We start from the raw sequence: 26,645 nt of genomic DNA, 5'->3' as shown, positions 1-26,645 counted from the left end.
AAGGTTGGGTTGTGACAGGAGCCCCGCCTCGGGGCCGACCATCCTAACGGGCCAAGCCAACAATCGGATGACCATCGTCAACTGCACCCGGGTTTGCCCCCGGTAAAATTCCCGGATGCTATTGGTCAAACAGGAGCTGCTCGCGGCGCTCGCGAACACGCTCGAATCCTTCTCGCCCGGCGCTGGCTCCAAAGCCGCGTTCGAGTCGCCCAAGGTGGCTGCGCATGGCGATTTCGCCAGCACGGCCGCCATGCAGCTCGCCAAACCGCTGGGGCGCAAGCCTCGCGAACTGGCCGAGCAACTGAGCGCTGCGCTGCTCGCCACCCCCGCTTTCGGCCAATGGGTCGAGGCGATCGAGATCGCCGGGCCCGGCTTTCTCAACATCCGACTGAAGACGACGGCCAAGCAGCAGATCGTGCGCGAGGTGCTGTCGGCCGGGAATACTTTCGGGCAGCAACCCGCCACCGGCGAAAAGGTGCTGGTCGAGTTCGTCTCGGCCAACCCGACCGGCCCGCTGCACGTCGGCCACGGCCGTCAGGCGGCGCTGGGCGACGCCATCTGCAACCTGCGCGCCTCGCAGGGCGAAAGCGTCTGGCGCGAGTACTACTACAACGACGCCGGCGTGCAGATCCAGACGCTGGCCACCAGCACGCAACTGCGCGCCCGCGGTTTCAAGCCCGGCGACGCCGAATGGCCCAGCGGCGAAAAGGCACCGGCCTACAACGGCGACTACATCGCCGACATTGCCGAAGACTTCAAGGCGAAGAAGACCGTCAAGTCGGAAGACCGCGAAGTCACCGCCAGCGGCGACATCGAGGACATCGACGCGATCCGCGCGTTCGCCGTGGCCTACCTGCGCCGAGAGCAAGACCTGGATCTGCAGGCCTTCCGCGTCCACTTCGACCAGTACTACCTGGAGTCCAGCCTCTACACCAGCGGCCGCGTCGAAGCTGCCGTGCAGAAGCTCGTGGCTGCCGGCAAGACCTACGAACAGGACGGCGCACTGTGGCTGAAGTCGACCGACTACGGCGACGACAAGGACCGCGTGATGAAGAAGCAGGACGGCACGTACACGTACTTCGTGCCCGACGTCGCGTATCACATCGCCAAGTGGGAGCGGGGCTTCCACAAGGTCATCAACATCCAGGGCACCGACCACCACGGCACCATCGCGCGCGTGCGCGCCGGCCTGCAGGCGGCGGGTGAAGGCATTCCCGAGGGCTACCCCGACTACGTGCTGCACACCATGGTGCGCGTCATGAAGGGCGGCGAAGAGGTCAAGATCAGCAAGCGCGCCGGCAGCTACGTCACGCTGCGCGACCTGATCGAGTGGACCAGCACCGACGCCATCCGCTTTTTCCTGCTCAGCCGCAAGCCCGACACCGAATACACCTTCGACGTCGACCTCGCGGTGACGAAAAACAACGACAACCCGGTTTATTACGTGCAGTACGCGCATGCGCGCATCTGCTCGGTGCTGGCCGGCTGGGGCGGCGACGCTGCCACGCTGAAAGACGTCGACCTGTCGCCGCTCGAAAGCCCGGCCGCCCAGGCGCTGATGCTGCTGCTGGCCAAGTACCCGGCCATGCTGACGGCCGCGTCGAAGGACTTCGCCCCGCACGACGTCACGTTCTACCTGCGCGAGCTGGCCGCCAGCTACCACAGCTACTACGACGCCGAGCGCATCCTGGTCGACGACGAAAAGGTCAAGCTGGCCCGCCTGGCGCTGGTCGCCGCGACCGCGCAGGTGCTGCACAATGGCCTCGCGATTCTCGGCGTCAGTGCGCCGAGCAAGATGTGAACCTCCCCTCACCATGAAGAAGACAACCAGACAACGCGGCAACATCGTCATCGGCCTGATCATCGGGCTGGTGCTCGGCCTGGGCGTCGCGCTGGGCATCGCGGTCTACGTGACCAAGGTGCCGATCCCGTTCGTGACCAAGACGCAGCGCGGCGGCGCCGAGCAGGACGAGGCCGAGGCCCGCAAGAACCGCGACTGGGACCCGAACGCGCCGTTGGCCGGCAAGGCAGGCGCCGCCAAGCCGGCGCCCGCACCCACCGGCCCGGTCAACCCCGTCACCGGCGAGCCGGCCACCACGGCCGTGGCCCCTGCCACCGCCCCACCCACGACTGCACCGCCGGTCCCCGTGGTTGTGGCGCCCAAGCCGCCGCGCCCTGCGCCGGTACCGGCCGAAGCCAACGCACTGCCGCCGTCGAACGATCCGCTGGGCGACCTGGCCCGGGCGCGCTCGGGCGGTGGCTCCAGCTCCGGCAGCACGACCACAGCGTCGGCCGCACCCAGCAGCAACAGCAATGCCGGCAGCAGCAGTTCGGGCCCCGATCCGTTCATGTACTTCGTGCAGGCCGGCGCCTTCCGCACCACCGACGATGCCGAGGCGCAGCGCGCCAAGCTGTCGCTGATGGGCGTCGAGGCCAAGGTCACCGAGCGCGAGCAGGCGGGCCGCACCGTCTACCGCGTGCGCGCCGGCCCCTTCAACAAGAAGGACGACGCCGACCGCCTCAAGGAGCGGCTCGACGGCGGCGGCATGGATTCGGCGCTGGTTCGCGTGCAGCGCTGACCCGGCAGCCGACGCAAATAGCCCCTAAGCTTCGCCGCGCGGCGTTTGCCGCCACCATCCACTGCCTCGGGCGCGCTGGACACGGGGGAACTCCCCGCCGCGCGCCGGCTCAGTCTGCCGTAACAACTGGAGAGCTCTTTCAATGAAACGTCGTGACTTTTCGCTGGCCGCCACTTCGCTCGGGCTGCTGTCCCTGGCCGCCAACCCGGCCCACGCCCAGGCGCGCGCGCCCAAGGCCGGCACCGAGTACCTGGTGCTCGACAAGCGCGTGCCGGTCGACGCGCCCGCCGGCAAGATCGAGGTGGTCGAGTTTTTCTCGTACAACTGCCCGCATTGCAACGACTTCGAGCCGGCGCTGGAAGCCTGGATCAAGACCGTGCCCAAGGAAGTCGCCTTCCGCCGCATCCCTGTGCCTTTCGTGGGCAACGACGTCGAAGCCAAGCAGCGCCTGTACTACGCGCTCGAGGCCATGGGCAAGGTCGACGAATATCAGCCGAAGGTGTTCAACGCGATCCACGCGCAGCGCCAGAACGTGAACGGCGACGCCAACATCATTGCCTGGGCCGCCGCGAACGGCCTGGACGGCGCCAAGTTCAAGGAAGTCTTCACCTCGTTCGGCGTGGCCAGCAAGGCCAAGCGCGCCTCGCAAATGACCGACGCCTACAAGGTGGCTGGCGTGCCGGCAATGGCCGTGGCCGGCCGCTGGTATGTGGACGGCGAAACCGCCGGCAACATGACCAAAGTGCTTCAGGTCGTGAACTACTTGATCGGCGAAGCAAAGAAGGGCTGACCCCCCCAAGATCGCGGACCGGCGGAGCCGGTTCCGCGGTGTTCCTGAGAGGAATCCAGGAAGAAAGTCAAGCCCGCATCGGCGGGCTTTTTCATCTGTGCGTGCGGGGCTGACGCAATCAGCCGCATACAATGCCGAGCAAGTTTCGTGCCTCTATGACATTGCACTCTCACCCCACCACTCCCTTCTTCCGTCGCATCGGCCGCCTGGCTGTCGGCGCGCTGTTGCTGGCCGGCCTTGCCTCGGGCGCACTGGCCGAAACCGCCGACCGCACCAAGCCGATGAACATCGAGTCGGACTCGATGCGTTACGACGACCTGAAGCAGACCAGCGTGTTCACCGGTAACGTGCTCGTTACGAAGGGCACGATCATCATCCGTGGCGCACGCATGGATGTACGCCAGGACCCCGAGGGCTACCAGTACGGCGTGGTCACGGCGGCTCCGGGCAAGCGGGCCTACTACAAGCAGAAGCGCAACGCGCCCGACGAGTGGATCGAGGGCGAATCGGAAGTCATCGAGTACGACAGCCGTGCCGACAACGTCAAGTTCATCCGCAACGCCACCATGCGCCGCCTGCTCGGCGCCACGCCGAACGACGAAAGCCAGGGCGCGCTGATCGTCTACGACCAGAGCAACGACACCTACACGGTCAACGGTTCCACCGTGCCGCCGAACACCGCCGTCAACGCGTCCACCCCGGGCGGGCGCGTCAAGACCATCCTGACCCCCAAGGCCGCCACCGCACCGGCGGCCGGTGCCTCGGCCCCGGCCGGTGCGAAGGCGGCGCCGCCGGCGCCCACGCCCGCACCCGGCAAGGGCCTGCGCCCGAGCACCACGCTCAGTGACCAGGGAGAAACCCGCAAGTGATCGAAACCGCTGGAACGCAGGACGCCAACGGCGCACCGGGCAGCCGCCTGATCGCGCGCGGCCTGAAGAAGAGCTATGGCAGCCGCACGGTCGTGAAAGACGTCTCGCTCGACGTGCAGAAGGGCGAAGTCGTCGGGCTGCTCGGGCCGAACGGCGCGGGCAAGACCACCTCGTTCTACATGATCGTGGGGCTGGTGCGCGCCGACGCGGGCGACATCAGCATCGACGGCGAGCCCATCGCCCACATGCCCATTCACCGCCGCGCCCGCATGGGCCTGAGCTACCTGCCGCAGGAAGCCTCGATCTTCCGCAAGCTCACGGTCGAGGAAAACGTGCGCGCCGTGCTCGAGCTCCAGAGCGAGCCCGACGAGAACGGCAAGATGGCGCCGCTGTCGAAGCAGCACATGGACGAGCGCCTGGCCGAACTGCTGGCCGACCTGCGCGTCGACCACCTGCGCGATTCGCCCGCGCTCGCGCTGTCGGGCGGCGAGCGCCGCCGCGTCGAAATTGCGCGTGCGCTGGCCACGCAGCCGCGCTTCATCCTGCTGGACGAGCCCTTCGCCGGCATCGACCCGATCGCCGTGATCGAAATCCAGCGGATCATCAGTTTCCTGAAGGAGCGCGGCATCGGCGTGCTCATCACCGACCACAACGTGCGTGAAACGCTGGGCATCTGCGATCACGCTTTCATCATCAGCGACGGGCATGTGCTGGCACAAGGCACACCCTCGGAGATCGTCGACAACGCCGAGGTACGCAGGGTGTACTTGGGCGAACACTTCCGCATGTAAGGGCGGGGGCGGTTCCCATGAAGCAAGGGCTATCCCTTCGCGTTTCGCAGCATCTGGCGTTGACGCCACAGCTGCAGCAGTCGATCAGGCTGCTTCAACTCTCCACGCTCGAACTGAGCCAGGAGGTGGAGCAGATGCTCGACGAGAACCCGTTCCTCGAGCGCACGGCTGAAGAAGCGGCGCGCGAGGAATTCGGGCTCGACACGGCCGATGCCCCGGTGCCGCGCGACGACGGCGGCGATAGCGGCGACGGCGAGAGCGACTTCGCTTCCCCCGCCGCCAGCGCGTCCACTGCTTCCACCGAAACAAGCACCACCACCACGGCCGACACCGACGGCCCCGCCGCCGAAATCACCGAGCGCGAGCCCGACTGGGAAGGCGACGGCACCGTCGACATGGCGCCCGACGACAGCGAATGGGGCAGCGACGCGCCCGCGCGCCAGAACAACCTGGGTGATGACGAACGCGCCGACGCCACCGAACTCGCGCGCAGCCAGGAATCGCTGCAGTCCTTCCTGCACCGCCAGGCGCTGAGCCTGCGGCTGAACGAAAACGACAGCGCCGCGCTGCGCTTTCTCATCGAATCGCTCAACGACGACGGCTACCTCGAAGACTCGCTGCCCGCACTGGCCTCGGGCCTGGCCGGCGACGACAACGACCAGTTCGACGACCTCGTGCATCACTTTCAGGTGGCGCTCGGCCTGCTGCAGAGCCTGGAGCCGGCCGGCGTCGGCGCGCGCGACCTCGGCGAATGCCTGGGCATCCAGCTGCGCGCCCTGGCCCGCGAGGACGAGACCGACGAAGAAGAGCTGGTCCGCAAGATCGCCATTGCCATCTGCAAGCAGCCAATGGAGCTGCTCGCGCGCCGCGACTTCAAGCGCCTGGCCACGCTCACCCGCAGCAACGAGGAACTGGTGCGCTCGGCGCTGCAGATCATTGCGCGGCTCGAGCCCAAGCCGGGCCGGCGCTTCGTCGACGTCGAGCGCAACATCGTCATTCCCGACGTCATAGTCACCAAGACGGGCCGCGGCACCAACGTGAAGTTCCGCGTTATGCTGAACCCCGAGGTGATGCCGCGCCTGCGCGTGCACGACATCTACGCCGGCGCACTCAAGTCGCACAAGGGCGAAGGCAGCCAGGCGCTGTCGCAGCGGCTGCAGGAAGCGCGCTGGTTCATCAAGAACATCCAGCAGCGCTTCGACACCATCCTGCGCGTGAGCAACGCGATCGTCGAGCGGCAGAAGAGCTACTTCGTGCACGGCGAGCTTGCGATGCGTCCGCTGGTGCTGCGCGAGATCGCCGACGAGCTGGGCCTGCACGAATCGACCATCTCGCGCGTGACCACCGCCAAGTACATGGCCACGCCCTTCGGCACGGTCGAGCTCAAGTACTTCTTCGGCTCGGCGCTGGGCACCGAGACCGGCGGCAATGCATCGAGCACCGCGGTGCGCGCGCTGATCAAGCAGTTCGTCAGCTCGGAGAGCATCAAGAAGCCGCTGTCGGACAGCCAGATCTCCGAGATGCTGAAAGAGCAGGGCATCGAGTGCGCGCGTCGCACCGTGGCCAAGTACCGCGAGGCGCTGCGCATTGCGCCCGCCAACCTTCGCAAGGCCCTGTAGAAAGACGCCGATGACCCGTCGCCTGCTGTCGCTGTCGCGTTGTGGGCATTGGGTTTTCGTCATGGCGGCGGTCTTGCTGTTCGCAGGCTGCGCCACATTGCCCGACGAGGCACCGCGCCCGCCCACCAAGGCCATGACCGTGTCGGCCGACACCGCTCTCGGAAAGATCGCGCTGGCCTCGCAGCCCGACCCCGACCTGAGCGGCTTTCGCCTGATGCCCGGCGGCGACTTCGCCTTCGATACCCGCATCCAGCTGGCCCGCCGCGCGCAGCGCACGCTCGACGTGCAGTACTACCAGATCGAGAACGACGAGACCGGCCGCTACCTGATGCGCACCCTGCGCGATGCCGCACTGCGCGGCGTGCGCGTGCGGCTGTTGATGGACGACCTCTACACCTCCGGCGAGGACGAGCTGCTGCTCGGCCTCGCCGCCACGCCCAACGTGGAGCTGCGGCTGTTCAACCCGTTCCCGGCCGGGCGCGGCAGCCTGCTGAAGCGCTTCAGCGCCTCGCTCTTCGACTTCAGCCGCGTCAACCGCCGCATGCACAACAAGCTGTTCATTGCCGACGGCGCGATGGCGGTGGCGGGCGGGCGAAACATCGGCAACCAGTACTTCAGGCGCACCGCGGGCGAGAACTTCCTCGACCTCGACACCTTCGTCACCGGCGCGCTGATCCCGCGGCTGGGCAGCCTGTTCGACCAGTACTGGAACAGCATCTACGTGCGGCCGGTCCAGTCGGTGGTGGCCAGCGACCTGTCGCGCGAGGAACTGCAGAAGCGCTTCGACGTCGCCACCGGCCCCGACACCACGCCACCGCCGCCGCCGCCCGCGCCCAACGACCTGCTCGGCTACAGCCCGATGGCGGAAGACCTGAACGCCGGCAAGCTCGGCCTGATCTGGGCCACCGCAGAGGCCTACGCCGATTCGCCCGAGCGCGTGATCGGCAAGACCGCCTCCTACGGCGGCGTGCCGTTGCTGGACGTCGACAGCGTGCGCTACAACGTGGTCGAGCAGATGCGCCGCGCGCGCTCCGAGGTGACCATCGTCTCGCCCTACCTCATTCCGGGCGCCTCGGGGTTGGAGGTGATGCGCGAGATCCGGGGCCGCAACGTGAAGATCAGCGTGGTCACCAATTCGCTGGCCGCCACCGACGAGCCGCTGGTGCACACCGCCTACCGCCGCTACCGGCCCGACATGCTCAAGCTCGGCGCCGACCTCTACGAGCTGAGTTCCACCCGCACCCGGCGCAGCGTGCGACTCGGCCTGTTCGGCACTTCGGTAGGCAGGCTGCACGCCAAGTCGGCGGTGATCGACCGGCGCATTCTTTTCGTCGGCTCGATGAATTTCGACCCGCGCTCGGAGACGTACAACACCGAGATAGGCCTCTTCATTCGCAGCCCCGAGATGGCGCAGCAGGCGCTGAAGCTCATCGACGTGCTCAAGCAGCAGGGTGCGTACCGGCTGCGCTTTGCCGAGGGCAGCAACGAGTCGCGCATCGAATGGGTCAGCGACGATGCCGGCAAGCTCACCGTGCTGACCGAGGAGCCCGACTCCGGCTTCTGGGACCGGACCATGCTCGAGATTCTGGCGCCGCTGACGCCGGAGAGCCTGTTGTAGCGTAGGCCCTTCAGGTGCCGCGTACGGCCGACCACACGAGCCGCAGTCCCAGCAAGCCCATCACGCCGCCGGCTGCGCGGTCGATCCAGACCTTGTAGCGCAGGTAGGCCGAACGCGGCGCCGCCGAGGACAGTGCGAGAGCGACGATGGCGTACCACCCCGTCTCGATGCAGAAGATGACTGCCGGCACCGCCAGTGCCAGCACCAGCGGCACCTCGCGCGGCAGGAAGGCCGCGAAGATGCTGGCGTAGACCACGGCAGTCTTCGGGTTGCTGACCTGCGTGGCCAGGCCCAGCAGGAAGGTGTGGCCGCTGCGGCCCTGCTGGCGCGGCGAGGCGCCCGTTTCCTGCGTCACCGCCAGCGGCTGGCGCGCGCCGCTCCATATCCGGATGCTCAGGTAGACGAGGTAGGCGCCGCCCAGGCCCTTGATGGCCACGTACAGCGTCGGCACGGCCAGGAACGCCGCCTGCAGCCCGGCCAGCGCGGCGATCGCGAAGACCAGCCCGCCAGCGCCCATGCCCAACGCGGCAGCCAGTCCGTCGGCGCGAGAGCTCACGGCGGTGCGGGCCACCATCACGAAACTTGGGCCGGGGCTCATCGCGCCCACAGTCATGGCGCCGGCGATGCCGAGCAGGGAAAGGGTGGTGTCCATCATGGCCTTGCCTCCCGTGTCACTGCACGTTGACCGCTTCGACCTGCACCAGCAGCTTCACCTTGTTCTCGAAGCCGAAGTTCAGCCCCCAGGTGATGCCCCAGTCGCTGCGCTCCACCGTGGTCTCGAAGTCGCCGCCGCACACCTGGCGGTTGATCAGCGGGCTCAGGTAGCAGTTGAAGCGCACGGCCTTCAGCGTCACCGGTTTGGTCTGGCCCATCAGCGTGAGCGTGCCGGGCACGTCGACCACCTTGTCGCCGCTGAAGTCGATGCGCTCGGCCACGAAGCGGCCGGTCGGAAACTCCGCCACGTTGAAGAAGTCCTTGCTCTGCACGTGGCGGTTGAGCAGGTCGACGCCGGTGTTGATGGAGCTGATGTCCATCGTGATGTCGACCTTGCCGCTGGCGCCGGTGCCGTCGATCTGCACCGAGCCGTCCTTGGTGCTGAAGCGCCCGCGGTTGGTGGTGGTGCCGTAATGGCCCATTTCGTACATCACGAAGGTGTGCGTCGGGTCGACGACGTAGTTGGCGTTTTTCACCGGTCCGCCCGTGGGCTTTGCGGCCACGGCTGGCGCGAACCCCGATGGCTGTTGTTCCTGTGCGCTGGCACCGGTGAACGCGGCGGACGCCGACAGGGCCATGGCGAGAAGAAGCTTTTTCATGGCGGTGGTGGTGTGGATCATGAAAGAGAAAAACGGATGGAAGAAGGCGGATCGGCCAGGCGGTTCACAGCGGCCCGAGGCCCGCGAGCGTGAACTTGAAGCGCACCTGCACCTCGTTGCCGACCATCGATGTGTCGGTCCATTCGCCGTCGCCCACCTTGTAGTCGAGCCGCTGGATCGTAAAGCTTCCGGTGGCCACCGCGTAGTTGCCGCCGGCCGCTGCGATGCTGACGGGCACCGTCACGTACTTGGCCGTGCCCTTGATGGTGAGCTTGCCCGCCATCTCGAACTTGCCGTCGCCCAGCGCCTTGATGGCGCTCGACTGGAAGCTCGCCTGCGGGAAATGCGCGGCGTCGAACCACGACTGCTTGGGCAGCTCGGCATCGCTCATCGGAACGCCGAAGCCGGCGCTGGCCGTGTCGATCTGCAGCGCGACGCTGCCGCCCTCGGGTTTCTTCGGATCGAAGGCGACGTGTGCGTCGAACTTCTTGAACGTGCCTTCCACCGGCACGCCCATCTGCTTGGTGACGAAGACGATCTGGCTCTTGTCGGCGACGAGCTTCGCGGCCGCAGGCTCGGCGCCGGCCGGCAACGCGATGGCGAAGGCCAGCGCCGCGAGCGGCGGCAAGAGGCGGAAAAACAGGCGCTTCATCATCGAGCAGATTCCTTGCGTGGCCCCGGCCACATGCGTTTCAGAAGACCGTCGCGGTCGATCCAGTGGTGCTTGAGCACGGCAGCCACGTGCAGCAGCGTGACGCCCGCCAGCACGAAGGCGCAGTTGCGGTGCAGCGGCTGCAGCACCGCCTCGGCGAAGTCGTGGTCGACCGGCACGAAGTCGGGCAGCGGCAGCACGCCGAACCACGCGACCGGCATGCCCATGGCCGAGCTGTAGGCCCAGCCGGACAGCGGCACCGCGAAGAACAGCAGGTACATCAGCGTGTGGCTGATGCGGTAGCCGGCCAGCTGCAGCCGCGTCATGCCGGGCGGGAGCGCCGGCGGGCGGTGCCCCAGCCGCCACAGCAGCCGCAGCGCCGACAGCGCGAGGATCGTGACGCCCGCCCACTTGTGCCAGCTGTACACCTTCAGCCGCAGCGGCGAGAACGGCAGACCCGTCATGTAGAGCCCGACGCCGAACGAGCCGACGATCAGGGCCGCGAGCAGCCAGTGCAGCGCGATCGCGAGCGGGTCGTAGCGCGGGTTGCGTGGATCAGCGGCGAGGAGAGGGGGGGATGTGTCGGTGGACATCGAAGGCAGGGCTGGCGGCCTGTGCGCGGAGCATATATCGGAAGCCATGACAGCACAGCAGGGCCCGTGCCAGCCCGGTGGCCTCGGTCAGCTCCGCAGCTGCTGCTGCGCCTTCAGCAGCACGCCGCGCAGTTCGTCCGGCTGCACCGGCTTGCGCAGCGCATGCCAGCCGCGTTCGGCGGCCAGCCGCTGGGTGGCTTCGTTGATGTCGGCCGAAATCAGCGCGATCGCGAGCGACGGCTTCTGCCGCTGCAGCTTCTCGGCCAGCGCGATGCCGTCGAGCGCACCCGGCAGGCGGATGTCGCACAGCGCCGCGTCGAGCGCGCGCAGGTCGGCCAGCGCCAGCGCCTCGGCGGCGCTGGCATAGACGCGCGGCTCCACTTCCCATTGCAGCAGCAGGGCCGAGAGGCTGTCGGCCACCACCGTGTTGTCTTCCACCACCAGCACGGCGAGCCCGGGGCGCAGCGGCGTGCGCGTCGCCTCGTCGCCATCGTCCTGCGCCACGGCAGCGGGGCGCGCCGCCACCACCGCGCCTTCCGGCGCTGCAGGCAGTTCGAAGCTGAACACCGACCCTCGCCCCGGTGCCGAGCGCAGCGACACCTCAATGCCGAGTTGCGCCGCCAGCCGCCGCACGATCGCCAGGCCCAGCCCATGGCCGCGCTGCAGGTTGCGCTCGACGTTGCCGATCTGCTCGAAGTCGTTGAACACGCGCTGCTGCGCGTCGGCCGCGATGCCGATGCCGCTGTCGCGCACCTCCACGCGCCAGGCCCGGGCGGTGCCTCGTCGCCGCGCCCGCACCGCCAGCAGCACGCGCCCGCGCGGCGTGAACTTGACGGCGTTGTCGACCAGGTTGGCGAGCACGCGGCGCAGCGACACCGTGTCGCTCCAGGCGATTGCATCGTGCGGGCAGCGCACCAGCACGCGGCCGTCGCCCGCCTGGCGCGCCAGTTCCTGCAGCAGCGGCGCCAGCGCCACCGCCGCCGGGCGCAGCGGATCGACCGCGGCCTCGATGCGGCCGATTTCCAGCAGCTGGTTGGTCAGCCCTTCGAGCGCCTGCTGCGCCCGCGCCAGCGAGCCCACCGTGTGCTGCACCGCCTCCATGTCCGCGCCGTTGTTCAGCTGCTGGCGCAGCACCTCGGCCTGCAGGCCGATGGCCATCACCGGCTGGCGCAGGTCGTGGTTGGCGGCCGAGAAGAAGCGCAGCCGCTCGGCCTGCGCGTGTTCGGAGGCGCGCAGGCCGGCCAGTGCCTGTTCGCGCAGGTTGCGCTCGTTCAGCCGCAGGCCGATGTTCTCTTCGAGCTGGCGCGAGCGCTCGGCCACCAGCTTCCACATCATCGCGATCAGGCCGATGCCGATGACCGCCACGGCCATCATCACCGGCGCGCCCATCCAGAGGCCGGTGATGATGATCGGCGCCAGCAGCAGCGTGATGGCGAGCTGCGTGGCCGGCGTGTAGAACGACACCGAGAAAGCCGACGACAGCGTCATGCCCATCAGGATCAGGCCCAGCAGCAGCTGCAGGTCGGCGCTCGCCGGGTTGAACAGCAGCACCCCGGCCAGCCCGTGCGCCAGCTCCCAGATGGCTGTGCGCAGCGTGTGCGTGCGCTGCGCCTCGCGCAGCGTTTCGGGCGTGAAGGGCTCTGGCAGGCGCTGGGGGAAGAAGCCGCGCATCACCGTCACCCCCGTGACCAGCGCGATCCAGATCAGTGCGCGCGTCAGCGAGTACTGCCAGGCGAAGAGCGCCGCCACGCCGCAGTTCAGCAGGTACTGCACCAGCAGCACCGGTCCGATGGGCCGCACGGACAGCCGCAGCACCTCGCACTGGATCGCGAAGCGGTCGTCGCTGCTGTCGCTGGCGGCGGCCGGCGCGGTCGGTGATGCGGGGGTGGGGGTCATCGGCGAATCGACTATATAGAGAAGGCGCGTGACGCGGCGACAATGGAGTCCCCTAGTCGGGTTCCCCGATGGCCTAATTTCCGTGAACGATCTCTCCTTTTTCCTGCCTTGCGCCGCCGGCGTCGAGGAATTCCTCGCCCAGGAGGTGCACGCCCTGACCGGCCGCGTCGGGCAAGACCTGCTCACGTTGCGCGGCGGCGTGCGGGTGCGTGCCGACTGGCGCGACGCCTTGAAGCTCAACCTGCACTGCCGGCTCGCCCAACGCGTGCTGGTCGAACTGGCCCACGCGCCCTACCGCAGCGAGAACGACCTGTACGCCATTGCCAACGGCGTGGCCTGGGAGATCTGGTTCACCCCCAAACAGACCTTCAAGATCGAGACCACCGCCCAGCACAGCCCGCTGCAGAGCCTGAACTTCGCCACCCTGCGCATCAAGGACGCCATTGCCGACCGTTTCCGCGCCAAGGCCAACGGCGTGCGTCCGAGCATCGAGACCCAGTGGCCCGACTGCCGCGTGTTCGCCCACCTGACCACCGACACCTGCACGCTTTACATCGACACCTCGGGCGAACCGCTGTTCAAGCGCGGTTGGCGCCAGGACAAGGGCGACGCCCCGCTGAAGGAAACCCTGGCCGCCGCCATGCTGGCCGCCAGCGGCTGGTGGAACCCCGAGACCGGCGAGGTGTCGACCCAGCCGCTGTACGACCCCTGCTGCGGCAGCGGCACCATCGCCATCGAGGCGGCGCAGATCGCGCGCGGCATCGCGGCCGGGTCGCTGCGGCGCTTCGGCTTCGAGAAACTGCTGCCGTTCCAGGCGCACGTGTGGACGGTCATCAGGCAGGAGGCCGAGACGGCCGTGCGCGAGGGCAGCGTGGCGATCTTCGGCTCCGACGTGTCGCACCGCATGGTCGACTTTGCCGAACGCAACGCCGAGCGCGCCGGTGTGGCGCAGGCCATCGAGTTCCGCGGCGGCGACGCGCTGCAGCGCATGCCGCCGGCCGAGGGCGGCGTGATCATGCTCAACCCGCCGTACGGTGAGCGCATCGAGGTGGGCGGCGTGGCCGGCACGGGGCGCTCGGGTGCGCGCGAATCGGCGCAGACCTCAGGCGGTGAAGCAGGTGGCGAGGGCGACGGCGGCGAATTCTTCCCGCAGCTCGCCACCCACTGGAAGAAGAACTACGCCGGCTGGACTGCCTGGGTGCTCACGCCCGACCTGAAGCTGCCCAAGCAGATGCGCCTGAAGGAATCGCGCCGCGTGCCGATGTGGAACGGCCCGATCGAATGCCGGCTGTTCCGCTTCGACATGGTCGCGGGCTCAGCGCGGAAGTAGCTCGCCTTCGGGCTTGGGCTGCTGCTGCTGTTCCCTGGCTTCCTTGGGGCGAACGGCGCAGGCTGCGTTGATCGTTCGCGTGACGAGGTCGCGCGCGCCGGCCAGGGTCACGGTGCGCACGTCGCTCTCCTCGAAATGCCTCACCGCGACAGGCTCGCCGACGAAGTCCGGATGGCCGAAGTAGGTGGCGCTCACGTAGCGCGCGCTGCGGGCCTCGCAATCGACCTTGGCTCGGGCCTGGAAGGAGCGGAACCTGATGCCGTCGCGGCCCGTGCGGTCTTCCGGCAGGCTCATGCGCAGGCTCACGAGGCGGTTCGATCCATCCACCTCGACGCTGGTCGGCTCGACCTGCACATAGCTGCTGGTGGCGTCGCCGGGCGTGCCCGACAGCGTGAACCACTCGGCCCGGACACCCACGGAGGCGAGCAGGACGAGGCAGAGCAGCGGGAGACGTTTCATGAAAGAGGGCGGATGCTGTGATGAGGCAGGGCGCGCAAGCGCCCGGGAGCATTGTCGTCGGCCGAACCGACTCGGGCCTGACGCCGGCCCCGCATGGTGCAACATCGGCGATATCCCCCGCACATTCCATGACGTTGACAGAATCCTCCGCCCCCGTCGTCATCGACACCAACATTGCGCTCGACCTGCTGGTCTTCGAAGATCCGGCATGGGGCCCGCTGACCGCACGGCTTGCGGCAGGAGAACTGCGCTGGCTGGTTACGGCCGCCATGCGCACAGAACTCGAACGCGTGCTGGGCTATCCGCTGATTGCAAGGCGCATGGCGCAGCGGGAGCTACAGGTGCCGATGGTGCTGGCAGATTTCGACGCGCGGGTGCAGATGGTGGAAGGCATTCCGCCGCGCGCGCCCTGCGTGTGCAGCGATCCTGATGACCAGGTGTTCATCGACCTGGCCGTGGCGCATCGGGCGCTGCTGCTTAGCAAGGATCGGGCTGTGCTTTCGATGAAGAAGAGGCTGGCGCTGCGCGGGGTGGCGGTGCAGGCGGCGTTTGGGGCTTGATGCGTGCCATGAGATTGATCGCCCGCATCCTCTTCATCTTTGCTGGAGCGATTGCGCTCGGCTTTGTTTTCTACAAGCTTATTGGGCCTGTGGGCCATTGGTATGAGCTCAACTTCGCAAAGAACGATGATGATTTGGGCCGGGCGTACATGGTCGCGCTTGGCGTTCAACTCGCGGCATTGATGACGGGCGGCTCGCTGGGCGATTGGGTATTTCGCAAATGGCGGCAGACGCAACCCGATCTTCAATAGCTCATGTGAAGAGGGGGCATCTGGTGTCAGGTATCAATTGACAACTTTTCAGTCATCGCCACTTTTCGGGGCGGTGTTAGATTTTTCAGCAAGGCGAGGATGGTTGCGGCGAACGGGCGTCGCAGTCCCTTGCTTTTCCTGCGGCCTCGATGCCACCCCTTCAGCCTTTGCTATGACTGGAAATCATGCAGCCATCTTTTGCGACCCTTTGGGCGAATCATCCGACGATCAAGGGAGACGACGCCTTGCTGGACAAGGACGTCTACACGGATCAATGCGCCATCAACGTTGGTGCAGCATTCATTCGATCCAGTCTGAGCCTCGACAGCTTCCCAGGCGTTTATTCCTGGCAGAAGGACAAGCCGAAGTACCCGATCAGGGCGCAGGAATTGGCAAGCTGGCTGGATTCCGGCAAGTCCGGCCTAATGTTTCGCACCGAGAAATACACGGGAAAAGAGGGGTTCGAGAAAATCGCCAAGCGCACCGGAATCGTGTTCATCCAGAACTACTGGGGTGAAGGACGACAAGGCGACCACATCGACCTCTGGAATGGCTCACGGATGACGGAACTCATGTCATATTTCCGCGTTCAGTGGCATCTCTCTTGGGAAGGGGTCATCACTGACATGCGTCTAGCACAAGCCATTTGGTTTTGGCAGGTTCTATGAAAATCCTACTTCGCCTCATCTGCATCGTGCTTGGGGGATTGGCGCTTAGTTTTGTTGTGGCAAAGGGCGTGCTCGTACCTATTGGCCAGTGGTACGAAATGAACAAAGCTCAAAGCGAGAGCGATCTGACTCAAGCCTTTGCAATCGCCCTTGCCGTGCAGGCAATTTGCGCCATCGTGGGTGGTTGGTTAGGCGACTGGGTATTTCGCAAATGGCGGCAGAAGCGCCTTGACCGCCAACAGCTCCCGTAACGACGGCTGCTAGTTCTGCAGCCCGCCAGCAGGCGCCAGATACCACCGCCCCAGCAGCCGCGCCACCGCCCGCACCCGCTGCGTATCCCGCCCCCACCGCCGACTAGCCGGCAGCTTCTGCGCCCACTTCATGCGCCGCGCCGCATTCGCGATGCGCTCGCGGACCTCTTCGTTCACGCCGGCCAGTGCCGCGTGCCAGTGCTGCCCTGCAGCCTGCGGCGCCGCGGCTTCGAGCATCATGGCCGTCGAATGCAGGTAGCTCAGCCAGTCACGCGCCTGGCATTCCGCCAGCGTCATGACTTCGGCCGGGTCGTCCTCGAAATCGATGTAGCCGATCACGCCGTCGGGGCACTGCACGAGGTTGCGGTCGAAGGCCTGGCTCAGGTGCTGGCCTCGCACGTGCACGGCGGCGATGGCGACAAGGCCCTCGCGCCACACGGCGAGCAGCGCGGCGGGGCCTGCGGCGGCGGCTTGGTCGATCCGCTCCTGCAGCACGACCGTTGCACGGCCGCTTTCGCCCAGGTCTGATATCAGCAGGCCATCGGCCTGCTGCGCCAGCACCACCGGCACGCGCAGGCCGGCGGCGGCGAGCTGTTTCAGCCGACGCGCTTCGGTCGCGATGGCCGCTTCGCCGCCCGGGTTGGGCACTGGCTTGATGATGTCCAGCCGCGCCATGCGCGCGACCGCCGCCATCACGCGGTAGCCCCACTTGCCATGCCGGGGGCCGGCCTTCTTGAGCCACACGCGCTCGCTGCCGAGCCGGTGGCTGGCCACGTTCTTCTGCTGTTGCGGCAGGGTGGTGCGCAGGAATTCCGCGTAGTCGCTGGGCGCTGGCGGATTCGGGGAAAGCGCGTCGAGGGGCGCGGGCGCCGAAGCTGCGCCTTTGCGCGTTTGCAGGCGCGTGTTGGCGCCTCGTCTCAGTGGGTTCATGCGGCCAATGCAAAGCCCGCCACAAGCCCTTGCGGGCCCTGCGTCACGGGCTGGAAACTCTCTGCACTGGCCAGCGGCCAGTAGGTACGGAAAACATTGTGCTGCTCGTCGAGCGGGCCGAGCAGGGCGCCCGGCTGTACCTGCATCACCAGGTTGCTCAACAGGCGCACTTCGGTGTCTGAAATGCGGCGCACGATGTGGTGCGCGGTGATCTGCTGCGGATGGTCGAGCCCGGCGGCCTGCACCAGCTCTTGCAGCGCATGCAGCGTGCTGCGGTGGAAGTTGCGCACGCGGTCGGCCTTGGTGGGCACCACCAGCGCCTGCTGGCGCAGCGGGTCCTGCGTGGTCACGCCCGTGGGGCAATGGCCGGTGTGGCAGCTCTGCGCCTGGATGCAGCCCAGCGCCATCATGAAGCCGCGCGCGGCGTTGCACCAGTCGGCGCCCAGCGCCATCATGCGGGCCACGTCGAAGGCGGTGATCACCTTGGCGGCGCAGCCGATCTTGATGCGGTGGCGCAGGTTCACGCCCACCAGCGTGTTGTGCACCAGCAGCAGGCCTTCCTGCAGCGGCGCGCCCACGTGGTCGCTGAACTCGACCGGCGCCGCGCCGGTGCCGCCCTCGGCGCCGTCGACCACGATGAAGTCGGGCGTGATGCCGGTGGTCTGCATCGCCTTGACGATGCCGAACCATTCCCACGGATGGCCCAGGCAGAACTTGAAGCCGGTCGGCTTGCCGCCCGACAGTTCGCGCAGCCGCGCGACGAAATGCATCATCTCGGTCGGTGTGGAGAACGCGCTGTGCGAAGAGGGCGAGATGCAGTCCACGCCCACCGGCACGCCGCGCGCCGCCGCGATCTCGGGCGTGACCTTGGGCGCCGGCAGCACGCCGCCGTGCCCGGGCTTGGCGCCCTGGCTCAGCTTGATCTCGATCATCTTGACCTGCGGGTCGCGCGCGTTGGCGGTGAAGCGCTCTTCGTTGAAAGTGCCGTCGTCGTTGCGGCAGCCGAAGTAGCCCGAGCCAATCTCCCAGATCAGGTCGCCGCCGTGCACGCGGTGGTGCTGCGAGATCGAGCCCTCGCCGGTGTCGTGCGCAAAGCCGCCCATCTTCGCGCCCTTGTTGAGCGCGAGGATGGCGTTGGCCGACAGCGCGCCGAAGCTCATGGCCGAGATGTTGAACACGCTGGCGCTGTAGGGCTGCGTGCAGACCTGCGCCGGGTTGGCGCCCACCGGCTGCGGCGTGCCGCCGATCACGATGCGGAAATCGTGGTTCTCCAGCTTCGTCGGCTGCATCGAGTGGTTGATCCACTCGTAGCCCGCGATGGTCACGTTCAGCTGCGTGCCGAAGGGCCGGTTGTCGGGGTCGCCCTTGGCGCGCTGGTACACCAGCGAGCGCTGGGCGCGCGAGAAGGGCGCGGCTTCGGAGTCGCTCTCGATGAAGTACTGCCGCATCTCGGGCCGGATGAACTCCAGCAGAAAGCGCAGATGCCCGATGACCGGGTAGTTGCGCAGGATGGCGTGGCGGGCCTGCCGCAGGTCGTGCACGCCGGTACCTGTAAGTACCGCAAAGACTGCCACGCCGACCCAGGCCAGCCACAGGTGCGGCGACACCAGAACGAAGGCGAGGCAGGCCGCCAGACCGACCACGCACAGGGCGAAAGCGCTGTAGCGCGTCGGAAACGGAATAATCGTGGGCATAGAAATAGTCTCGACCGGAGCCTGCTGCATCATAGAGGGCTGCCCCGAACTTGCCATGACGACCATTCCCGACCCCATTTCGCCCCCAGAGGCCACCTCCGCAGCCCAGTCCCCCCTCGGCCCCGACGATTTCGACGCACTCGACCAGGCGCTCGACGCCATGCGCGAGCACGACGAGGAAATCCCCCAGTGGGAGTTCTGCGAAGGCTTCATGGCCGCGCTGATCTGCACCCGCCGGCCCATCATGCCGTCCGAATACTGGCCCGTGCTGCTGGGCGACAGCTTCTCGTCCGCGCAGCACATGGAGTTCGTCTGGAACTGGAAGCGCCGCTGGGTCGAGATCGAGGAAGGCCTCGACGCCCCCGTCGAAACCCTCGACGACGAACGCAGCTGGCAGCCCGAGGTGCTCGACACCCGCGGCGCCATCGCCTCGCTGCCTGAGGAAGAACGTGCCGAAGTGGCCGGCGAAGCGATTCCCTCCTTCGCGCAGGTCTGGGCGCTGGGCTTCATGTACGCGGTCGAGAACTGGCCCGAAGACTGGGCCACGCCGCGCGACAAAGATGCTGCGCGAATGCTCGACGACGCGCTCGACAACATCGTCGCCCTCACCGAGGACGACAACGCCAAGCCCACGCTGTCGATGTACAGCGACGACGCCCCACCCAGCGTGAGCCAGCAGCGGCTGGACGACTTCGGTGCCGCCATCTGGGCCGTTTACGACCTGCGCCAGCTCTGGAAGAGCCTGGGCCCGAAGGCCGAAACCATCCGCAAGCAGGCCGAGCCCGGCCGCAACGACCCGTGCCCCTGCGGCAGCGGAAAAAAATACAAGAAGTGCCACGGTGCCACCTAGCACCGGCACTGGCTCTGACAACGCACCCCTGACGCCGCGCGCGGCCTGGGTGATGGTCCTGGCGCTGTGCGCCGGGGTCGCGCTGAGCCAGGCCTTCCGCACGGTCGGCGCCATCATGGCGAGTCCGCTGCAGGCCGACTTTCATCTCTCCGCCCAGGCCCTCGGGATTTTCTCGGGGGCCTTTCACTTTGCGTTCGGTGCCATGCAGCTGTTCATGGGCATCGGCATCGACCTGCACGGCGTGCGCCGCACGGTGCTGGTGGCCTTTCCCGTTGCCATCGCGGGCGCGCTGCTGTCGGCGGTGTCATCCAGCTACCTCGTGCTGGTGGCGGGCCAGGCACTGATCGGCGTGGGCTGCGCGCCGGCCTTCCTGGTGTGCACGGTGTTCATCGCGCGGCACTTTCCTGCGGCGCGCTTCGCAACCGTGTCGGGCATGGTGCTGGCCGTCGGCGGCCTCGGCATGCTGGCGACCGGCACACCGCTGGCGTGGCTGGTGCAGGCCCATTCATGGCGCGCGGGCTTCCTGGTGCTGGCCGTGGCGGCCGCGCTGGCGTGGCTCGCGATCTGGTACTGGGTGCACGAGCCCGCCTCGGCCGTGCCGCAGGTCAAGGAGTCGATCCCCGAGGCGATCCGCCAGTTCGGCGCGCTGTTCGCCATGCCGCACACGCTGGGCATCATGGTGTTGGGGGCAGTCACCTACGCCGCCTTCATCTCGCTGCGCGGCCTGTGGCTCGGCCCGCTGATGATGGAGCGCCACGGCTACTCGCTGGTGCAGAGCGGCAACGTCGCGCTGGCGGTGTCGGTGATCTCGCTGTTCGGCGCGCCGCTCTTCGGCCGGCTCGACCGCGACGGCGCCGGGCGGCGCCGCTGGATCGTGATCTGCGCGCTCGGCTATGCGGGGCTCTTCGCGCTCATCGCGGTGCTGCACTCGGCCTGGCTCGACATCGCCGGCATGGTGCTGATCGGCGTGCTCTCGGGCTTCATCGTCTGGCAGTACGCCGACGTGCGCGGCGCCTACCCGGCCACGCTCACCGGCCGCGCGATGGCTGTGTTCACGATGGCGATGTTCCTCGGCGTGGCGCTCATGCAGTGGGGCACGGGCGTGGCCGCCTCGGTGGCGTCGGCGCATGGCGGCGATCCGCTGACGGCCGTGCTGGCCACCATTGCCGCGCTGCTGGTGCTGGGCATCGCGGCCTTCGCGTGGTTGCCCGCGCCGAAGGCCGATTCCGTCAGATCTTGAAGGCGCGCTGGATGTCCGGCCGCACCAGGTCTGCGTACTCGCGATGCTTGCGGATGTAGCCCGCGATGAACTGGCACACCGGAATCACATGCAGCCCCTTGGCGCGCGCCTCGTCGAGCACGTGCCTCGCGATGCCCGAGCCCACGCCCTTGCCCTCGTGCTCCGGCAGCACCTCGGTGTGCGTGAACATGATCGCGTCGGTCAGCAGGTTGTACTCGGCATAGGCCGCGAGCTTGGCATCCAGCGTGGCCTCGTAGCGGTGCTGGGCTTCGTTGTTGGAAAAGGTGAGGGCGGTGTTGTTGCTCATGGCTGGCGTGCAAGAAAAGTGGCGAGGTTGGCTGCGGCGGTGGCGCGCACCTTGTTGCGCAGGATGGGCGTCCAGCCGAGCAGCAGGCCCGGCGTGCCGAGCGCCTGGCGCGACCAGGTCCAGAACGGGAAGCTGTCGCGGTGCGTCGCGATCAGCCCCTCGGGCGTGAAGGTGAAGCGCGCGTCGATGCTGTTGTCGACGAGGCGGCCGGTGGCGCTGAAGCGGTAGTGCGCGTCCCAGTGGGCGCTGCCGGTGTTGTCGTCGGCCTTCACGTCGCGCCAGGTCAGGCGCCACACGTCGGCGCCCTTGGCCCGGGTGCCGCCTGCCAGCATGCGCCACATGCCGCCCACTTCGCGCCGCCCGCGCAGCGAAAAGGCCTCGTCGTCGAACACCGCGTCGCTCGCGTAGCAGGCCTCCATGGTGGCGGCGTCGAGCTTGGCGAACGCGCTGTAGAAACGCTCGATGGTCTGGGCATTGGTGGCTGCGGTCATGAGGCCTCTTGGTATGAATGGCGGGGGAGTCACAGCACCTGGGGAATGGTGCGGGCGAGGAAATCATAGACCGAGCGGATGCGCCGGTCGGTGCGCACCTCGCGGTGCACCGCCAGCCACACGGGCAGCACCGGCAGCTTGATCGAAGGCAGCACGCGCACCACTTCGCCGTCGGTGTGGGCCAATGACTCGCTCACGAAGCCGATGCCCATGCCCTGGCGCAGCGCCTCCCAGTACACGCTGACGTCGTCGGTGCGAAAGCAGAAATCTTCGCGCTTCAGGGGCGCGCCGAGCTGGGCGGAGCTGCGCAGGATGCTGTCGTCGCGGTCGTAGCCCAGCAGGTCGTGCCTGAGCAGGTCGGTGATCTGGCGCGGCGTGCCGCGGCGGCGCAGGTAGTCGCGCTGGGCGAAGGTGCCGAGCGCGAACCGGCCCACGCGCCGGGCGATCACCGAGCCGGTCTCGGGCGGGCTCATGCGCAGTGCGATATCGGCCTCGCGGCGCAGCAGGTTGCTGACCTCGTTGGTTGCCACCAGCTCGACCTGTATCTCGGGCAGCTCGCGCCGCATCTGGGCCAGCAGCGCCGGCAACAGGTGCCGCGCCGTGGCCTGGCTCGCCGAGATGCGCACCGTGCCGGCCAGCGCGGTGTTGGCGCCCGACACGCTGCGCGACAGCGCGAGCGCGCCGCTTTCCATGCTGCGCGCGGCCTGCGCGAGCCGCGTGGCCATTTCGGTCGGCCGCAGGCCCCGGCCGGTGCGCTCGAACAGCACCACGCCCAGTTGCGCTTCGAGCTCGGCGATGTGGCGGCCCAGCGTCGGCTGGCTCGCGCCCACGGCGCGCGCCGCTCCCAGCAGGCTGCCATGGTCGAGCGCGGCCAGAAACGCGCGCACCAGCCGCCAGTCGAAGCCCAGTTCCTTGTCGGGTTTCATCGGGTATTCAGTTTTGAATAGCAGTTATGGAAGCTTGACGCATTGTGAACTGCGGGCGCGCTTTCGATAATTCGCCCAATGGATGAGCGAAGAAACTTTGTCCGGCTGCTGGGAGGCGGCGTTGTCGTAGCGGCGGGTGCGGCCGCGTTGGCAGCCTGGTGGCTGAACTCCGACATGCCGGCGGCCGCGCTGGAGATATGGAACGGCCCCGGCAACGAGCCCGACGTGCGCAAGCGCGCCGTCGCCTATGCCGTCACCGCCCCCACCGCGTACAACTGCCAGCCCTGGCTGGTCGACCTGCGCGAGCCCGACGCCATCGTGGTCTATTGCGACCGCGAGCGCGTGCAGCCCGAGTCCGATCCTTTCGGCCGGCAGGTCGTCATCGGCCACGGCGCCTTCATCGAGCTGCTGGTGATGGCGCTCGCGCAGCAGGGCGTGCAGGCCAGCGTGCAGCTGTGGCCGCAGGGCGAGCTGATCGGCGAGCCGCGGCACTGGCCGCACATTCCGGTGGCGCGGCTGCGGCTGGCGGACGGCGGCGTGCCCGATCCGCTGTTCGCGCAGGTGCTGCGGCGACGCACGCCCAAGCAGCGCTTCGACCTCACGCGGCCGGTGTCGGCCGACATATTGCAGGGCCTCACCTCGGTGGTGCCGGCGGGCGGCATGGTGAGCTCGGCCGGCACGGTCGAGCTGGCGCGCGTGCTGCCCTTGCGCAGGCTCTGCGCGGCGGCTGCGCGCGTGGAGCTCGCCACGCCCGGCACCGCCATGGAAAACCTGCAGCTGCTGCGCATCGGCCCGCAGGAGATCCTCGAACACCGCGACGGCTTCTCGGTCAACGATCCGGCGCTGCGCATCGCCGTTGCGCTGGGGCAGTTCAGCCGCAGCACGCCCGCGCCCGAAGACAGCCCTTCATTCCGCCAGACCCTGCAGATGTTCGAGGACCAGGCCCAAACCGCGATGGGCTTCGTCTGGCTCAGCACGCGCGGCAACAGCCGCACCGAGCAGATCGCGGCGGGCCGCGCCCATGTGCGCCAGCAACTGCGCGCCACCGACCTGGGCCTGGGCATGCACCCGATGAGCCAGCCGCTCGAAGAGTTCGCGGAGATGGCGCCGTGCCGTGCGGTCGCGCACGACCTGCTGCTGGGCACCGCGCGGCCGGGCGACAGGCACAGCCCGACGGTGCAGATGATGTGCCGCCTCGGCTACCCGATGGCGCCGGTGCCCGCCGCGCCGCGCCGGCCGCTCGGCGATTTCATGACGGCCTGAAGGCCGGAGCCTGCCCGCGCGTTCAGCGCGAGAGCAACTCGACCAGCGTCTTCAGCGCGTGATGCACCGTGGCCGCGCGCACCGTGGCGCGGTCGCCGTCGAAGCGGCGGCGCTCGGTGCGCACGTCGCCGTCGACCGACCAGCCGAACCACACCGTGCCCACCGGCTTGTCGGGCGTGCCGCCGGTCGGACCCGCCACGCCGGTCACGGCCAGCGCCACGCGCGACGGCTGCGAATGTGCGATCGCGCCCGTGGCCATGGCGCGCGCCACCGGCTCGCTGACCGCGCCGTTCGCCGCGATCACCGTTGCGTCCACGCCCAGCAGCTCGGTCTTGGCTTCGTTGGAGTACGTGATGAAGCCGCGCTCGAACCACACGCTCGACCCCGCCAGCTCGGTGCAGGCCGCGCCGATCAGGCCGCCCGTGCAGCTTTCGGCAGTGGCCAGCATCCAGCCTTTTTTCTGCAGCAGGCCGGCCAGGGCCACGACCAGTTCGGGCGTGTCCTGGTCCGCGAGCGCCGTTATAGAGGAAGAGTCCATCGGGTTCACCATGCGCGCCAGAGTGCAATGACCAGCAGCGTGCAGAACGCCGCCACCAGGTCGTCGAGGATGATGCCGAAGCCCGCGCGCCACCAGCGCACCTGCACCGCATCGCGCTGCTTGAACAGCGCATCGGCCCAGGCCACCGGGCCGGGCTTGGCGGCATCGAAATAACGGAACAGCGCAAAGGCGACGGCCTGCGCGAAGAGGCCGGCAGGCGTTACCAGCCAGAGCACGATCCAGAAGGCAATTACCTCGTCCCACACCACGGCGCCGGGGTCGGCCACGTTCATGTCGCGCGCGGCCACGGTGCAGGCCCACCAGCCGATGGGCAGCGAGGCCGCGATGATCCAGCCGATGGTCGCGGGCGTGAACCAAAGCTGCATCACCGCGAAAGCCACCCAGGCCCACAGCGTGCCCACGGTGCCGGGCGCGAAGGGCGACAGGCCCGAGCCAAAGCCCAGCGCGATGAAGTGCGCGGGGTGCGACAGCAGAAAGCGCAGCGTGGCGCGGCGCATCGGGGGTTGGGGCATGGCGCCGGTGGTCGTTGTGGACAAGGAAGAAGGAGAGGAAGAAGCGGCTTGCATCGGGGCAGAAGTGTCGCGCATCTGCGCCGGCACGGTTCGGCACAGTTTTATTTATCAAAGAGATAACTTGTTTAATTAACGCAGGCCGCCTACCATCCGGACTCCTTTCCAAGCTTCGTCTCCGCGCCATGTCTTCCTCTTCCGCCGCCCTGCGTCCTCCACCTGCCACCGCCGCCTGGAGCGAATTGTTCAGCGGCCGCAACGGCTGGCGCGCGCTGGCCCTGACGGGCGGCGTCGCGCTGCACGCCGTCAACGTGCACATCGTGACCACCGTGCTGCCGTCGGTGGTGCGCGAAATCGGCGGGCTCGATTGGTACGCCTGGAGCACCACGCTCTTCGTGGTCGGCTCGATCCTCGGCGCCACGCTGTCGGTGCGGCTGCTCGCCGTGCTCGGCCCGCGCGGCGCGTGCCTGGCGGCGCTGGCGGTGTTCAGCGCCGGCTCGATCGGCTGCGCGCTCGCGCCGGCCATGCCGTGGATGCTCGCGGGCCGCACGGTGCAGGGGCTGGGCGGCGGGCTGCTCGCGGCGCTGAGCTACGGGCTGATCCAGCTGGTGTTCGAGCAGCGGCTGTGGCCGCGCGCAGTGGCGCTGGTGTCCGGCATGTGGGGCGTCGCCACGCTGTGCGGGCCGGCCGTGGGCGGCCTGTTCGCACAGGCCGGGCACTGGCGCTGGGCCTTCTGGTTCCTGCTGCCGGTGGCGGCGGCGCAGGCGTTGCTGGTACTCGTGCAATTGCGGCCCTCGATGGGCGTGAAGCACGCGCGGCCCGACGTTCCACCGCGCGTGCCGGGCATGCAGATCGGCCTGCTCGCGCTGTCGGTACTGGTGATTGCGGCCAGCGGCTTGTGGCCCGAACTGCTCTGGCAGGCCGTCGGCGTCGCATTGGGCCTGGCCATCGGCTTCGCGGCCACGCGAATCGACAGCCGCGCCGCCGTGCGCGTGCTGCCGAGCGGCGCCTATTCGATGAGCGCGCCGCTGGGCGCCATCTACGCGAGCGTGGCGCTGCTGCTCATCGGCAGCACCACAGAGATCTTCGTGCCGTACTTCCTGCAGCTGCTGCACGGCCATTCGCCGCTGGCGGCGGGCTACCTCACGGCTGCGATGGCGGGTGGCTGGAGCGCGGGCTCGCTGCTGTCCTCGGGCCGCAGCGGCACGGGGGCCGACCGCATGCTGCGCGCCGGCCCGGTGATCTGCACGCTGGGGCTGGCGGCGCTGGCGTGGCTGCTGCCGTCGCCGGGGTTCTTCGGCGACGGCTTCGAGACCTTGCTGATAGCCATTGCGCTGGCGGCCGTGGGGCTTGGCGTGGGCATCGGCTGGCCGCACCTGATCACGCGCGTGATGTCGCTGGCGCCCAAGGGTGAGGAAGGCCTGGCCTCGGCCTCGATCACCACCGTGCAGCTCTACGGCATGGCTGTGGGCGCGGCGGTGGCGGGGCTGGTGGCGAATGCGGCGGGGCTCACCGTGCCGGGCGGCGTCGAAGGCGCGCGGTCGGCGGCCGTGTGGCTGTTCGCGAGCTTTGCGCTCGCGCCGGCCTTGGCGGTGTGGCTCGCGTACCGAGCTGTCGCACGGCGCGGCTGGTGAGCA

Annotated in this window: 29 protein-coding genes; 16 read left to right on the top strand and 13 right to left on the bottom strand. The window is 68.2% G+C overall.

Annotated features, from left to right (window positions below):
• Positions 1–115 precede the first annotated feature (115 nt).
• The 7 genes from argS to ACSFCA_RS29965 all read left to right on the top strand — a co-directional run bounded on the left by argS (position 116) and on the right by ACSFCA_RS29965 (position 8,266).
• Complete coding sequence (argS, locus tag ACSFCA_RS29995) at positions 116–1,801, top strand: arginine--tRNA ligase (RefSeq protein ID WP_258351567.1); 1,686 nt, start codon at positions 116–118, stop codon at positions 1,799–1,801.
• Between the two features lie 13 nt (positions 1,802–1,814).
• Complete coding sequence (locus ACSFCA_RS29990) at positions 1,815–2,579, top strand: SPOR domain-containing protein (protein ID WP_258351566.1); 765 nt, start codon at positions 1,815–1,817, stop codon at positions 2,577–2,579.
• Between the two features lie 142 nt (positions 2,580–2,721).
• Positions 2,722–3,369: a thiol:disulfide interchange protein DsbA/DsbL gene (locus ACSFCA_RS29985; protein WP_093054102.1), complete on the top strand. Its 648-nt coding sequence runs from the start codon at positions 2,722–2,724 to the stop codon at positions 3,367–3,369.
• 155 nt (positions 3,370–3,524) lie between these two features.
• On the top strand, positions 3,525–4,238 hold the full coding sequence (gene lptA / locus ACSFCA_RS29980) for a lipopolysaccharide transport periplasmic protein LptA (RefSeq protein WP_258351565.1): 714 nt from the start codon (positions 3,525–3,527) through the stop codon (positions 4,236–4,238).
• Positions 4,235–5,029: an LPS export ABC transporter ATP-binding protein gene (gene lptB / locus ACSFCA_RS29975; protein WP_093054106.1), complete on the top strand. Its 795-nt coding sequence runs from the start codon at positions 4,235–4,237 to the stop codon at positions 5,027–5,029. Before lptA ends, lptB begins: the two co-directional genes overlap by 4 nt.
• Positions 5,030–5,046: 17 nt before the next feature.
• Positions 5,047–6,648 carry an RNA polymerase factor sigma-54 gene (gene rpoN, locus ACSFCA_RS29970; protein WP_093054107.1) on the top strand — a complete coding sequence of 534 codons (1,602 nt, stop codon included), beginning with the start codon at positions 5,047–5,049 and terminating at the stop codon, positions 6,646–6,648.
• A 10-nt stretch (positions 6,649–6,658) separates the two neighbouring features.
• Positions 6,659–8,266: a phospholipase D family protein gene (locus tag ACSFCA_RS29965; protein WP_435462042.1), complete on the top strand. Its 1,608-nt coding sequence runs from the start codon at positions 6,659–6,661 to the stop codon at positions 8,264–8,266.
• Positions 8,267–8,276: 10 nt separating this feature from the next.
• On the opposite strand, the gene ACSFCA_RS29960 is transcribed toward ACSFCA_RS29965, so the two are convergent.
• The 5 genes from ACSFCA_RS29960 to ACSFCA_RS29940 form a co-directional block, all read right to left on the bottom strand.
• Positions 8,277–8,921, bottom strand: a complete 645-nt coding sequence (locus tag ACSFCA_RS29960; protein ID WP_435462041.1) for a LysE family translocator — start codon at positions 8,919–8,921, stop codon at positions 8,277–8,279.
• A 16-nt stretch (positions 8,922–8,937) separates the two neighbouring features.
• On the bottom strand, positions 8,938–9,579 hold the full coding sequence (locus ACSFCA_RS29955) for a YceI family protein (protein ID WP_435462040.1): 642 nt from the start codon (positions 9,577–9,579) through the stop codon (positions 8,938–8,940).
• A gap of 64 nt (positions 9,580–9,643) precedes the next feature.
• On the bottom strand, positions 9,644–10,231 hold the full coding sequence (locus ACSFCA_RS29950) for a YceI family protein (RefSeq protein ID WP_258355377.1): 588 nt from the start codon (positions 10,229–10,231) through the stop codon (positions 9,644–9,646).
• The gene (locus tag ACSFCA_RS29945; RefSeq protein WP_435462039.1) at positions 10,231–10,824 is read right to left on the bottom strand and encodes a cytochrome b; all 594 of its coding nucleotides are present in this window, start codon (positions 10,822–10,824) and stop codon (positions 10,231–10,233) included. Before ACSFCA_RS29945 ends, ACSFCA_RS29950 begins: the two co-directional genes overlap by 1 nt.
• An 87-nt stretch (positions 10,825–10,911) precedes the next feature.
• Entirely contained in the window at positions 10,912–12,720 is a 1,809-nt protein-coding gene (locus ACSFCA_RS29940; RefSeq protein WP_435462038.1) for a sensor histidine kinase, read from the bottom strand.
• Positions 12,721–12,802: 82 nt separating this feature from the next.
• Here ACSFCA_RS29940 and ACSFCA_RS29935 point away from each other — a divergent pair, with 82 nt between their 5' ends.
• Positions 12,803–14,050 (top strand): THUMP domain-containing class I SAM-dependent RNA methyltransferase, encoded by a 1,248-nt coding sequence (locus ACSFCA_RS29935; protein ID WP_435462037.1) that lies wholly within the window; start codon positions 12,803–12,805, stop codon positions 14,048–14,050.
• Here ACSFCA_RS29935 and ACSFCA_RS29930 read toward each other — a convergent pair.
• Positions 14,036–14,509 carry a surface-adhesin E family protein gene (locus ACSFCA_RS29930; RefSeq protein ID WP_435462036.1) on the bottom strand — a complete coding sequence of 158 codons (474 nt, stop codon included), beginning with the start codon at positions 14,507–14,509 and terminating at the stop codon, positions 14,036–14,038. The genes ACSFCA_RS29935 and ACSFCA_RS29930 overlap by 15 nt on opposite strands.
• Before the next feature lie 128 nt (positions 14,510–14,637).
• Between ACSFCA_RS29930 and ACSFCA_RS29925 the strand changes: the two genes are divergently transcribed.
• From ACSFCA_RS29925 to ACSFCA_RS29910, 4 genes are all read left to right on the top strand, one after another.
• Positions 14,638–15,069 (top strand): putative toxin-antitoxin system toxin component, PIN family, encoded by a 432-nt coding sequence (locus ACSFCA_RS29925; RefSeq protein ID WP_435462035.1) that lies wholly within the window; start codon positions 14,638–14,640, stop codon positions 15,067–15,069.
• Between the two features lie 8 nt (positions 15,070–15,077).
• Entirely contained in the window at positions 15,078–15,320 is a 243-nt protein-coding gene (locus ACSFCA_RS29920) for a hypothetical protein (protein ID WP_435462034.1), read from the top strand.
• A 185-nt stretch (positions 15,321–15,505) separates the two neighbouring features.
• A complete protein-coding gene (locus ACSFCA_RS29915; protein ID WP_435462033.1) occupies positions 15,506–15,988 on the top strand; it encodes a type VI secretion system amidase effector protein Tae4 in 483 nt (160 codons plus the stop codon).
• Positions 15,985–16,239: a hypothetical protein gene (locus tag ACSFCA_RS29910; RefSeq protein ID WP_435462032.1), complete on the top strand. Its 255-nt coding sequence runs from the start codon at positions 15,985–15,987 to the stop codon at positions 16,237–16,239. The genes ACSFCA_RS29915 and ACSFCA_RS29910 overlap by 4 nt, the downstream gene beginning before the upstream one ends.
• Positions 16,240–16,248: 9 nt before the next feature.
• On the opposite strand, the gene ACSFCA_RS29905 is transcribed toward ACSFCA_RS29910, so the two are convergent.
• On the bottom strand, positions 16,249–17,169 hold the full coding sequence (locus ACSFCA_RS29905) for a BUD32 family EKC/KEOPS complex subunit (RefSeq protein ID WP_435462031.1): 921 nt from the start codon (positions 17,167–17,169) through the stop codon (positions 16,249–16,251).
• Positions 17,166–18,863, bottom strand: a complete 1,698-nt coding sequence (locus ACSFCA_RS29900; RefSeq protein WP_435462030.1) for an FMN-binding glutamate synthase family protein — start codon at positions 18,861–18,863, stop codon at positions 17,166–17,168. Before ACSFCA_RS29900 ends, ACSFCA_RS29905 begins: the two co-directional genes overlap by 4 nt.
• 55 nt (positions 18,864–18,918) lie before the next feature.
• Here ACSFCA_RS29900 and ACSFCA_RS29895 point away from each other — a divergent pair, with 55 nt between their 5' ends.
• Together ACSFCA_RS29895 and ACSFCA_RS29890 are read left to right on the top strand one after the other, a co-directional pair.
• A complete protein-coding gene (locus ACSFCA_RS29895) occupies positions 18,919–19,713 on the top strand; it encodes a UPF0149 family protein (protein ID WP_258351554.1) in 795 nt (264 codons plus the stop codon).
• A 52-nt stretch (positions 19,714–19,765) separates the two neighbouring features.
• Positions 19,766–20,953 carry an MFS transporter gene (locus ACSFCA_RS29890; RefSeq protein WP_435462117.1) on the top strand — a complete coding sequence of 396 codons (1,188 nt, stop codon included), beginning with the start codon at positions 19,766–19,768 and terminating at the stop codon, positions 20,951–20,953.
• On the opposite strand, the gene ACSFCA_RS29885 is transcribed toward ACSFCA_RS29890, so the two are convergent.
• Genes ACSFCA_RS29885 through ACSFCA_RS29875 form a run of 3 tightly spaced genes read right to left on the bottom strand, consistent with a single transcriptional unit; the run spans position 20,943 to position 22,677 of the window.
• Complete coding sequence (locus tag ACSFCA_RS29885; RefSeq protein ID WP_093054135.1) at positions 20,943–21,260, bottom strand: GNAT family N-acetyltransferase; 318 nt, start codon at positions 21,258–21,260, stop codon at positions 20,943–20,945. The two genes, ACSFCA_RS29890 and ACSFCA_RS29885, sit on opposite strands and share 11 nt — an antisense overlap.
• The gene (locus ACSFCA_RS29880) at positions 21,257–21,751 is read right to left on the bottom strand and encodes a nuclear transport factor 2 family protein (RefSeq protein ID WP_258351553.1); all 495 of its coding nucleotides are present in this window, start codon (positions 21,749–21,751) and stop codon (positions 21,257–21,259) included. Before ACSFCA_RS29880 ends, ACSFCA_RS29885 begins: the two co-directional genes overlap by 4 nt.
• Before the next feature lie 29 nt (positions 21,752–21,780).
• Positions 21,781–22,677 (bottom strand): LysR family transcriptional regulator, encoded by an 897-nt coding sequence (locus tag ACSFCA_RS29875; RefSeq protein ID WP_258351552.1) that lies wholly within the window; start codon positions 22,675–22,677, stop codon positions 21,781–21,783.
• 78 nt (positions 22,678–22,755) lie between these two features.
• On the opposite strand from ACSFCA_RS29875, the gene ACSFCA_RS29870 reads away from it, so the two are divergent.
• The gene (locus tag ACSFCA_RS29870; protein WP_435462029.1) at positions 22,756–23,940 is read left to right on the top strand and encodes an Acg family FMN-binding oxidoreductase; all 1,185 of its coding nucleotides are present in this window, start codon (positions 22,756–22,758) and stop codon (positions 23,938–23,940) included.
• Between the two features lie 22 nt (positions 23,941–23,962).
• Here the strand turns inward: ACSFCA_RS29870 and ACSFCA_RS29865 are convergent, their stop codons facing one another.
• Together ACSFCA_RS29865 and ACSFCA_RS29860 are read right to left on the bottom strand one after the other, a co-directional pair.
• Entirely contained in the window at positions 23,963–24,490 is a 528-nt protein-coding gene (locus tag ACSFCA_RS29865) for a CinA family protein (protein ID WP_435462028.1), read from the bottom strand.
• Positions 24,484–25,011: a phosphatidylglycerophosphatase A family protein gene (locus ACSFCA_RS29860; protein WP_435462027.1), complete on the bottom strand. Its 528-nt coding sequence runs from the start codon at positions 25,009–25,011 to the stop codon at positions 24,484–24,486. The genes ACSFCA_RS29865 and ACSFCA_RS29860 overlap by 7 nt, the downstream gene beginning before the upstream one ends.
• 182 nt (positions 25,012–25,193) lie before the next feature.
• On the opposite strand from ACSFCA_RS29860, the gene ACSFCA_RS29855 reads away from it, so the two are divergent.
• Positions 25,194–26,642: an MFS transporter gene (locus ACSFCA_RS29855; protein WP_435462026.1), complete on the top strand. Its 1,449-nt coding sequence runs from the start codon at positions 25,194–25,196 to the stop codon at positions 26,640–26,642.
• Positions 26,643–26,645 lie beyond the last annotated feature (3 nt).

Origin of the sequence: Variovorax multivorans, assembly GCF_051216835.1 — a bacterium.
Lineage (GTDB): Bacteria > Pseudomonadota > Gammaproteobacteria > Burkholderiales > Burkholderiaceae_C > Variovorax.
Note: the sequence above shows the minus strand (reverse complement) of the source record. Positions and strands in the feature narration are given on the sequence as shown.

Bases quoted from the DNA above. Each gene is read 5' to 3' on its own strand.
- argS (WP_258351567.1), top strand. From the start codon at position 116: ATGCTATTGGTCAAACAGGAGCTGCTCGCGGCGCTCGCGAACACGCTC.
- ACSFCA_RS29990 (WP_258351566.1), top strand. From the start codon at position 1,815: ATGAAGAAGACAACCAGACAACGCGGCAACATCGTCATCGGCCTGATC.
- ACSFCA_RS29985 (WP_093054102.1), top strand. From the start codon at position 2,722: ATGAAACGTCGTGACTTTTCGCTGGCCGCCACTTCGCTCGGGCTGCTG.
- lptA (WP_258351565.1), top strand. From the start codon at position 3,525: ATGACATTGCACTCTCACCCCACCACTCCCTTCTTCCGTCGCATCGGC.
- rpoN (WP_093054107.1), top strand. From the start codon at position 5,047: ATGAAGCAAGGGCTATCCCTTCGCGTTTCGCAGCATCTGGCGTTGACG.
- ACSFCA_RS29965 (WP_435462042.1), top strand. From the start codon at position 6,659: ATGACCCGTCGCCTGCTGTCGCTGTCGCGTTGTGGGCATTGGGTTTTC.
- ACSFCA_RS29960 (WP_435462041.1), bottom strand. From the start codon at position 8,921: ATGATGGACACCACCCTTTCCCTGCTCGGCATCGCCGGCGCCATGACT.
- ACSFCA_RS29955 (WP_435462040.1), bottom strand. From the start codon at position 9,579: ATGAAAAAGCTTCTTCTCGCCATGGCCCTGTCGGCGTCCGCCGCGTTC.
- ACSFCA_RS29950 (WP_258355377.1), bottom strand. From the start codon at position 10,231: ATGAAGCGCCTGTTTTTCCGCCTCTTGCCGCCGCTCGCGGCGCTGGCC.
- ACSFCA_RS29945 (WP_435462039.1), bottom strand. From the start codon at position 10,824: ATGTCCACCGACACATCCCCCCCTCTCCTCGCCGCTGATCCACGCAAC.
- ACSFCA_RS29940 (WP_435462038.1), bottom strand. From the start codon at position 12,720: ATGACCCCCACCCCCGCATCACCGACCGCGCCGGCCGCCGCCAGCGAC.
- ACSFCA_RS29930 (WP_435462036.1), bottom strand. From the start codon at position 14,509: ATGAAACGTCTCCCGCTGCTCTGCCTCGTCCTGCTCGCCTCCGTGGGT.
- ACSFCA_RS29925 (WP_435462035.1), top strand. From the start codon at position 14,638: ATGACGTTGACAGAATCCTCCGCCCCCGTCGTCATCGACACCAACATT.
- ACSFCA_RS29920 (WP_435462034.1), top strand. From the start codon at position 15,078: ATGAGATTGATCGCCCGCATCCTCTTCATCTTTGCTGGAGCGATTGCG.
- ACSFCA_RS29915 (WP_435462033.1), top strand. From the start codon at position 15,506: ATGCAGCCATCTTTTGCGACCCTTTGGGCGAATCATCCGACGATCAAG.
- ACSFCA_RS29910 (WP_435462032.1), top strand. From the start codon at position 15,985: ATGAAAATCCTACTTCGCCTCATCTGCATCGTGCTTGGGGGATTGGCG.
- ACSFCA_RS29905 (WP_435462031.1), bottom strand. From the start codon at position 17,169: ATGAACCCACTGAGACGAGGCGCCAACACGCGCCTGCAAACGCGCAAA.
- ACSFCA_RS29900 (WP_435462030.1), bottom strand. From the start codon at position 18,863: ATGCCCACGATTATTCCGTTTCCGACGCGCTACAGCGCTTTCGCCCTG.
- ACSFCA_RS29895 (WP_258351554.1), top strand. From the start codon at position 18,919: ATGACGACCATTCCCGACCCCATTTCGCCCCCAGAGGCCACCTCCGCA.
- ACSFCA_RS29890 (WP_435462117.1), top strand. From the start codon at position 19,766: ATGGTCCTGGCGCTGTGCGCCGGGGTCGCGCTGAGCCAGGCCTTCCGC.
- ACSFCA_RS29885 (WP_093054135.1), bottom strand. From the start codon at position 21,260: ATGAGCAACAACACCGCCCTCACCTTTTCCAACAACGAAGCCCAGCAC.
- ACSFCA_RS29880 (WP_258351553.1), bottom strand. From the start codon at position 21,751: ATGACCGCAGCCACCAATGCCCAGACCATCGAGCGTTTCTACAGCGCG.
- ACSFCA_RS29875 (WP_258351552.1), bottom strand. From the start codon at position 22,677: ATGAAACCCGACAAGGAACTGGGCTTCGACTGGCGGCTGGTGCGCGCG.
- ACSFCA_RS29870 (WP_435462029.1), top strand. From the start codon at position 22,756: ATGGATGAGCGAAGAAACTTTGTCCGGCTGCTGGGAGGCGGCGTTGTC.
- ACSFCA_RS29865 (WP_435462028.1), bottom strand. From the start codon at position 24,490: ATGGTGAACCCGATGGACTCTTCCTCTATAACGGCGCTCGCGGACCAG.
- ACSFCA_RS29860 (WP_435462027.1), bottom strand. From the start codon at position 25,011: ATGCCCCAACCCCCGATGCGCCGCGCCACGCTGCGCTTTCTGCTGTCG.
- ACSFCA_RS29855 (WP_435462026.1), top strand. From the start codon at position 25,194: ATGTCTTCCTCTTCCGCCGCCCTGCGTCCTCCACCTGCCACCGCCGCC.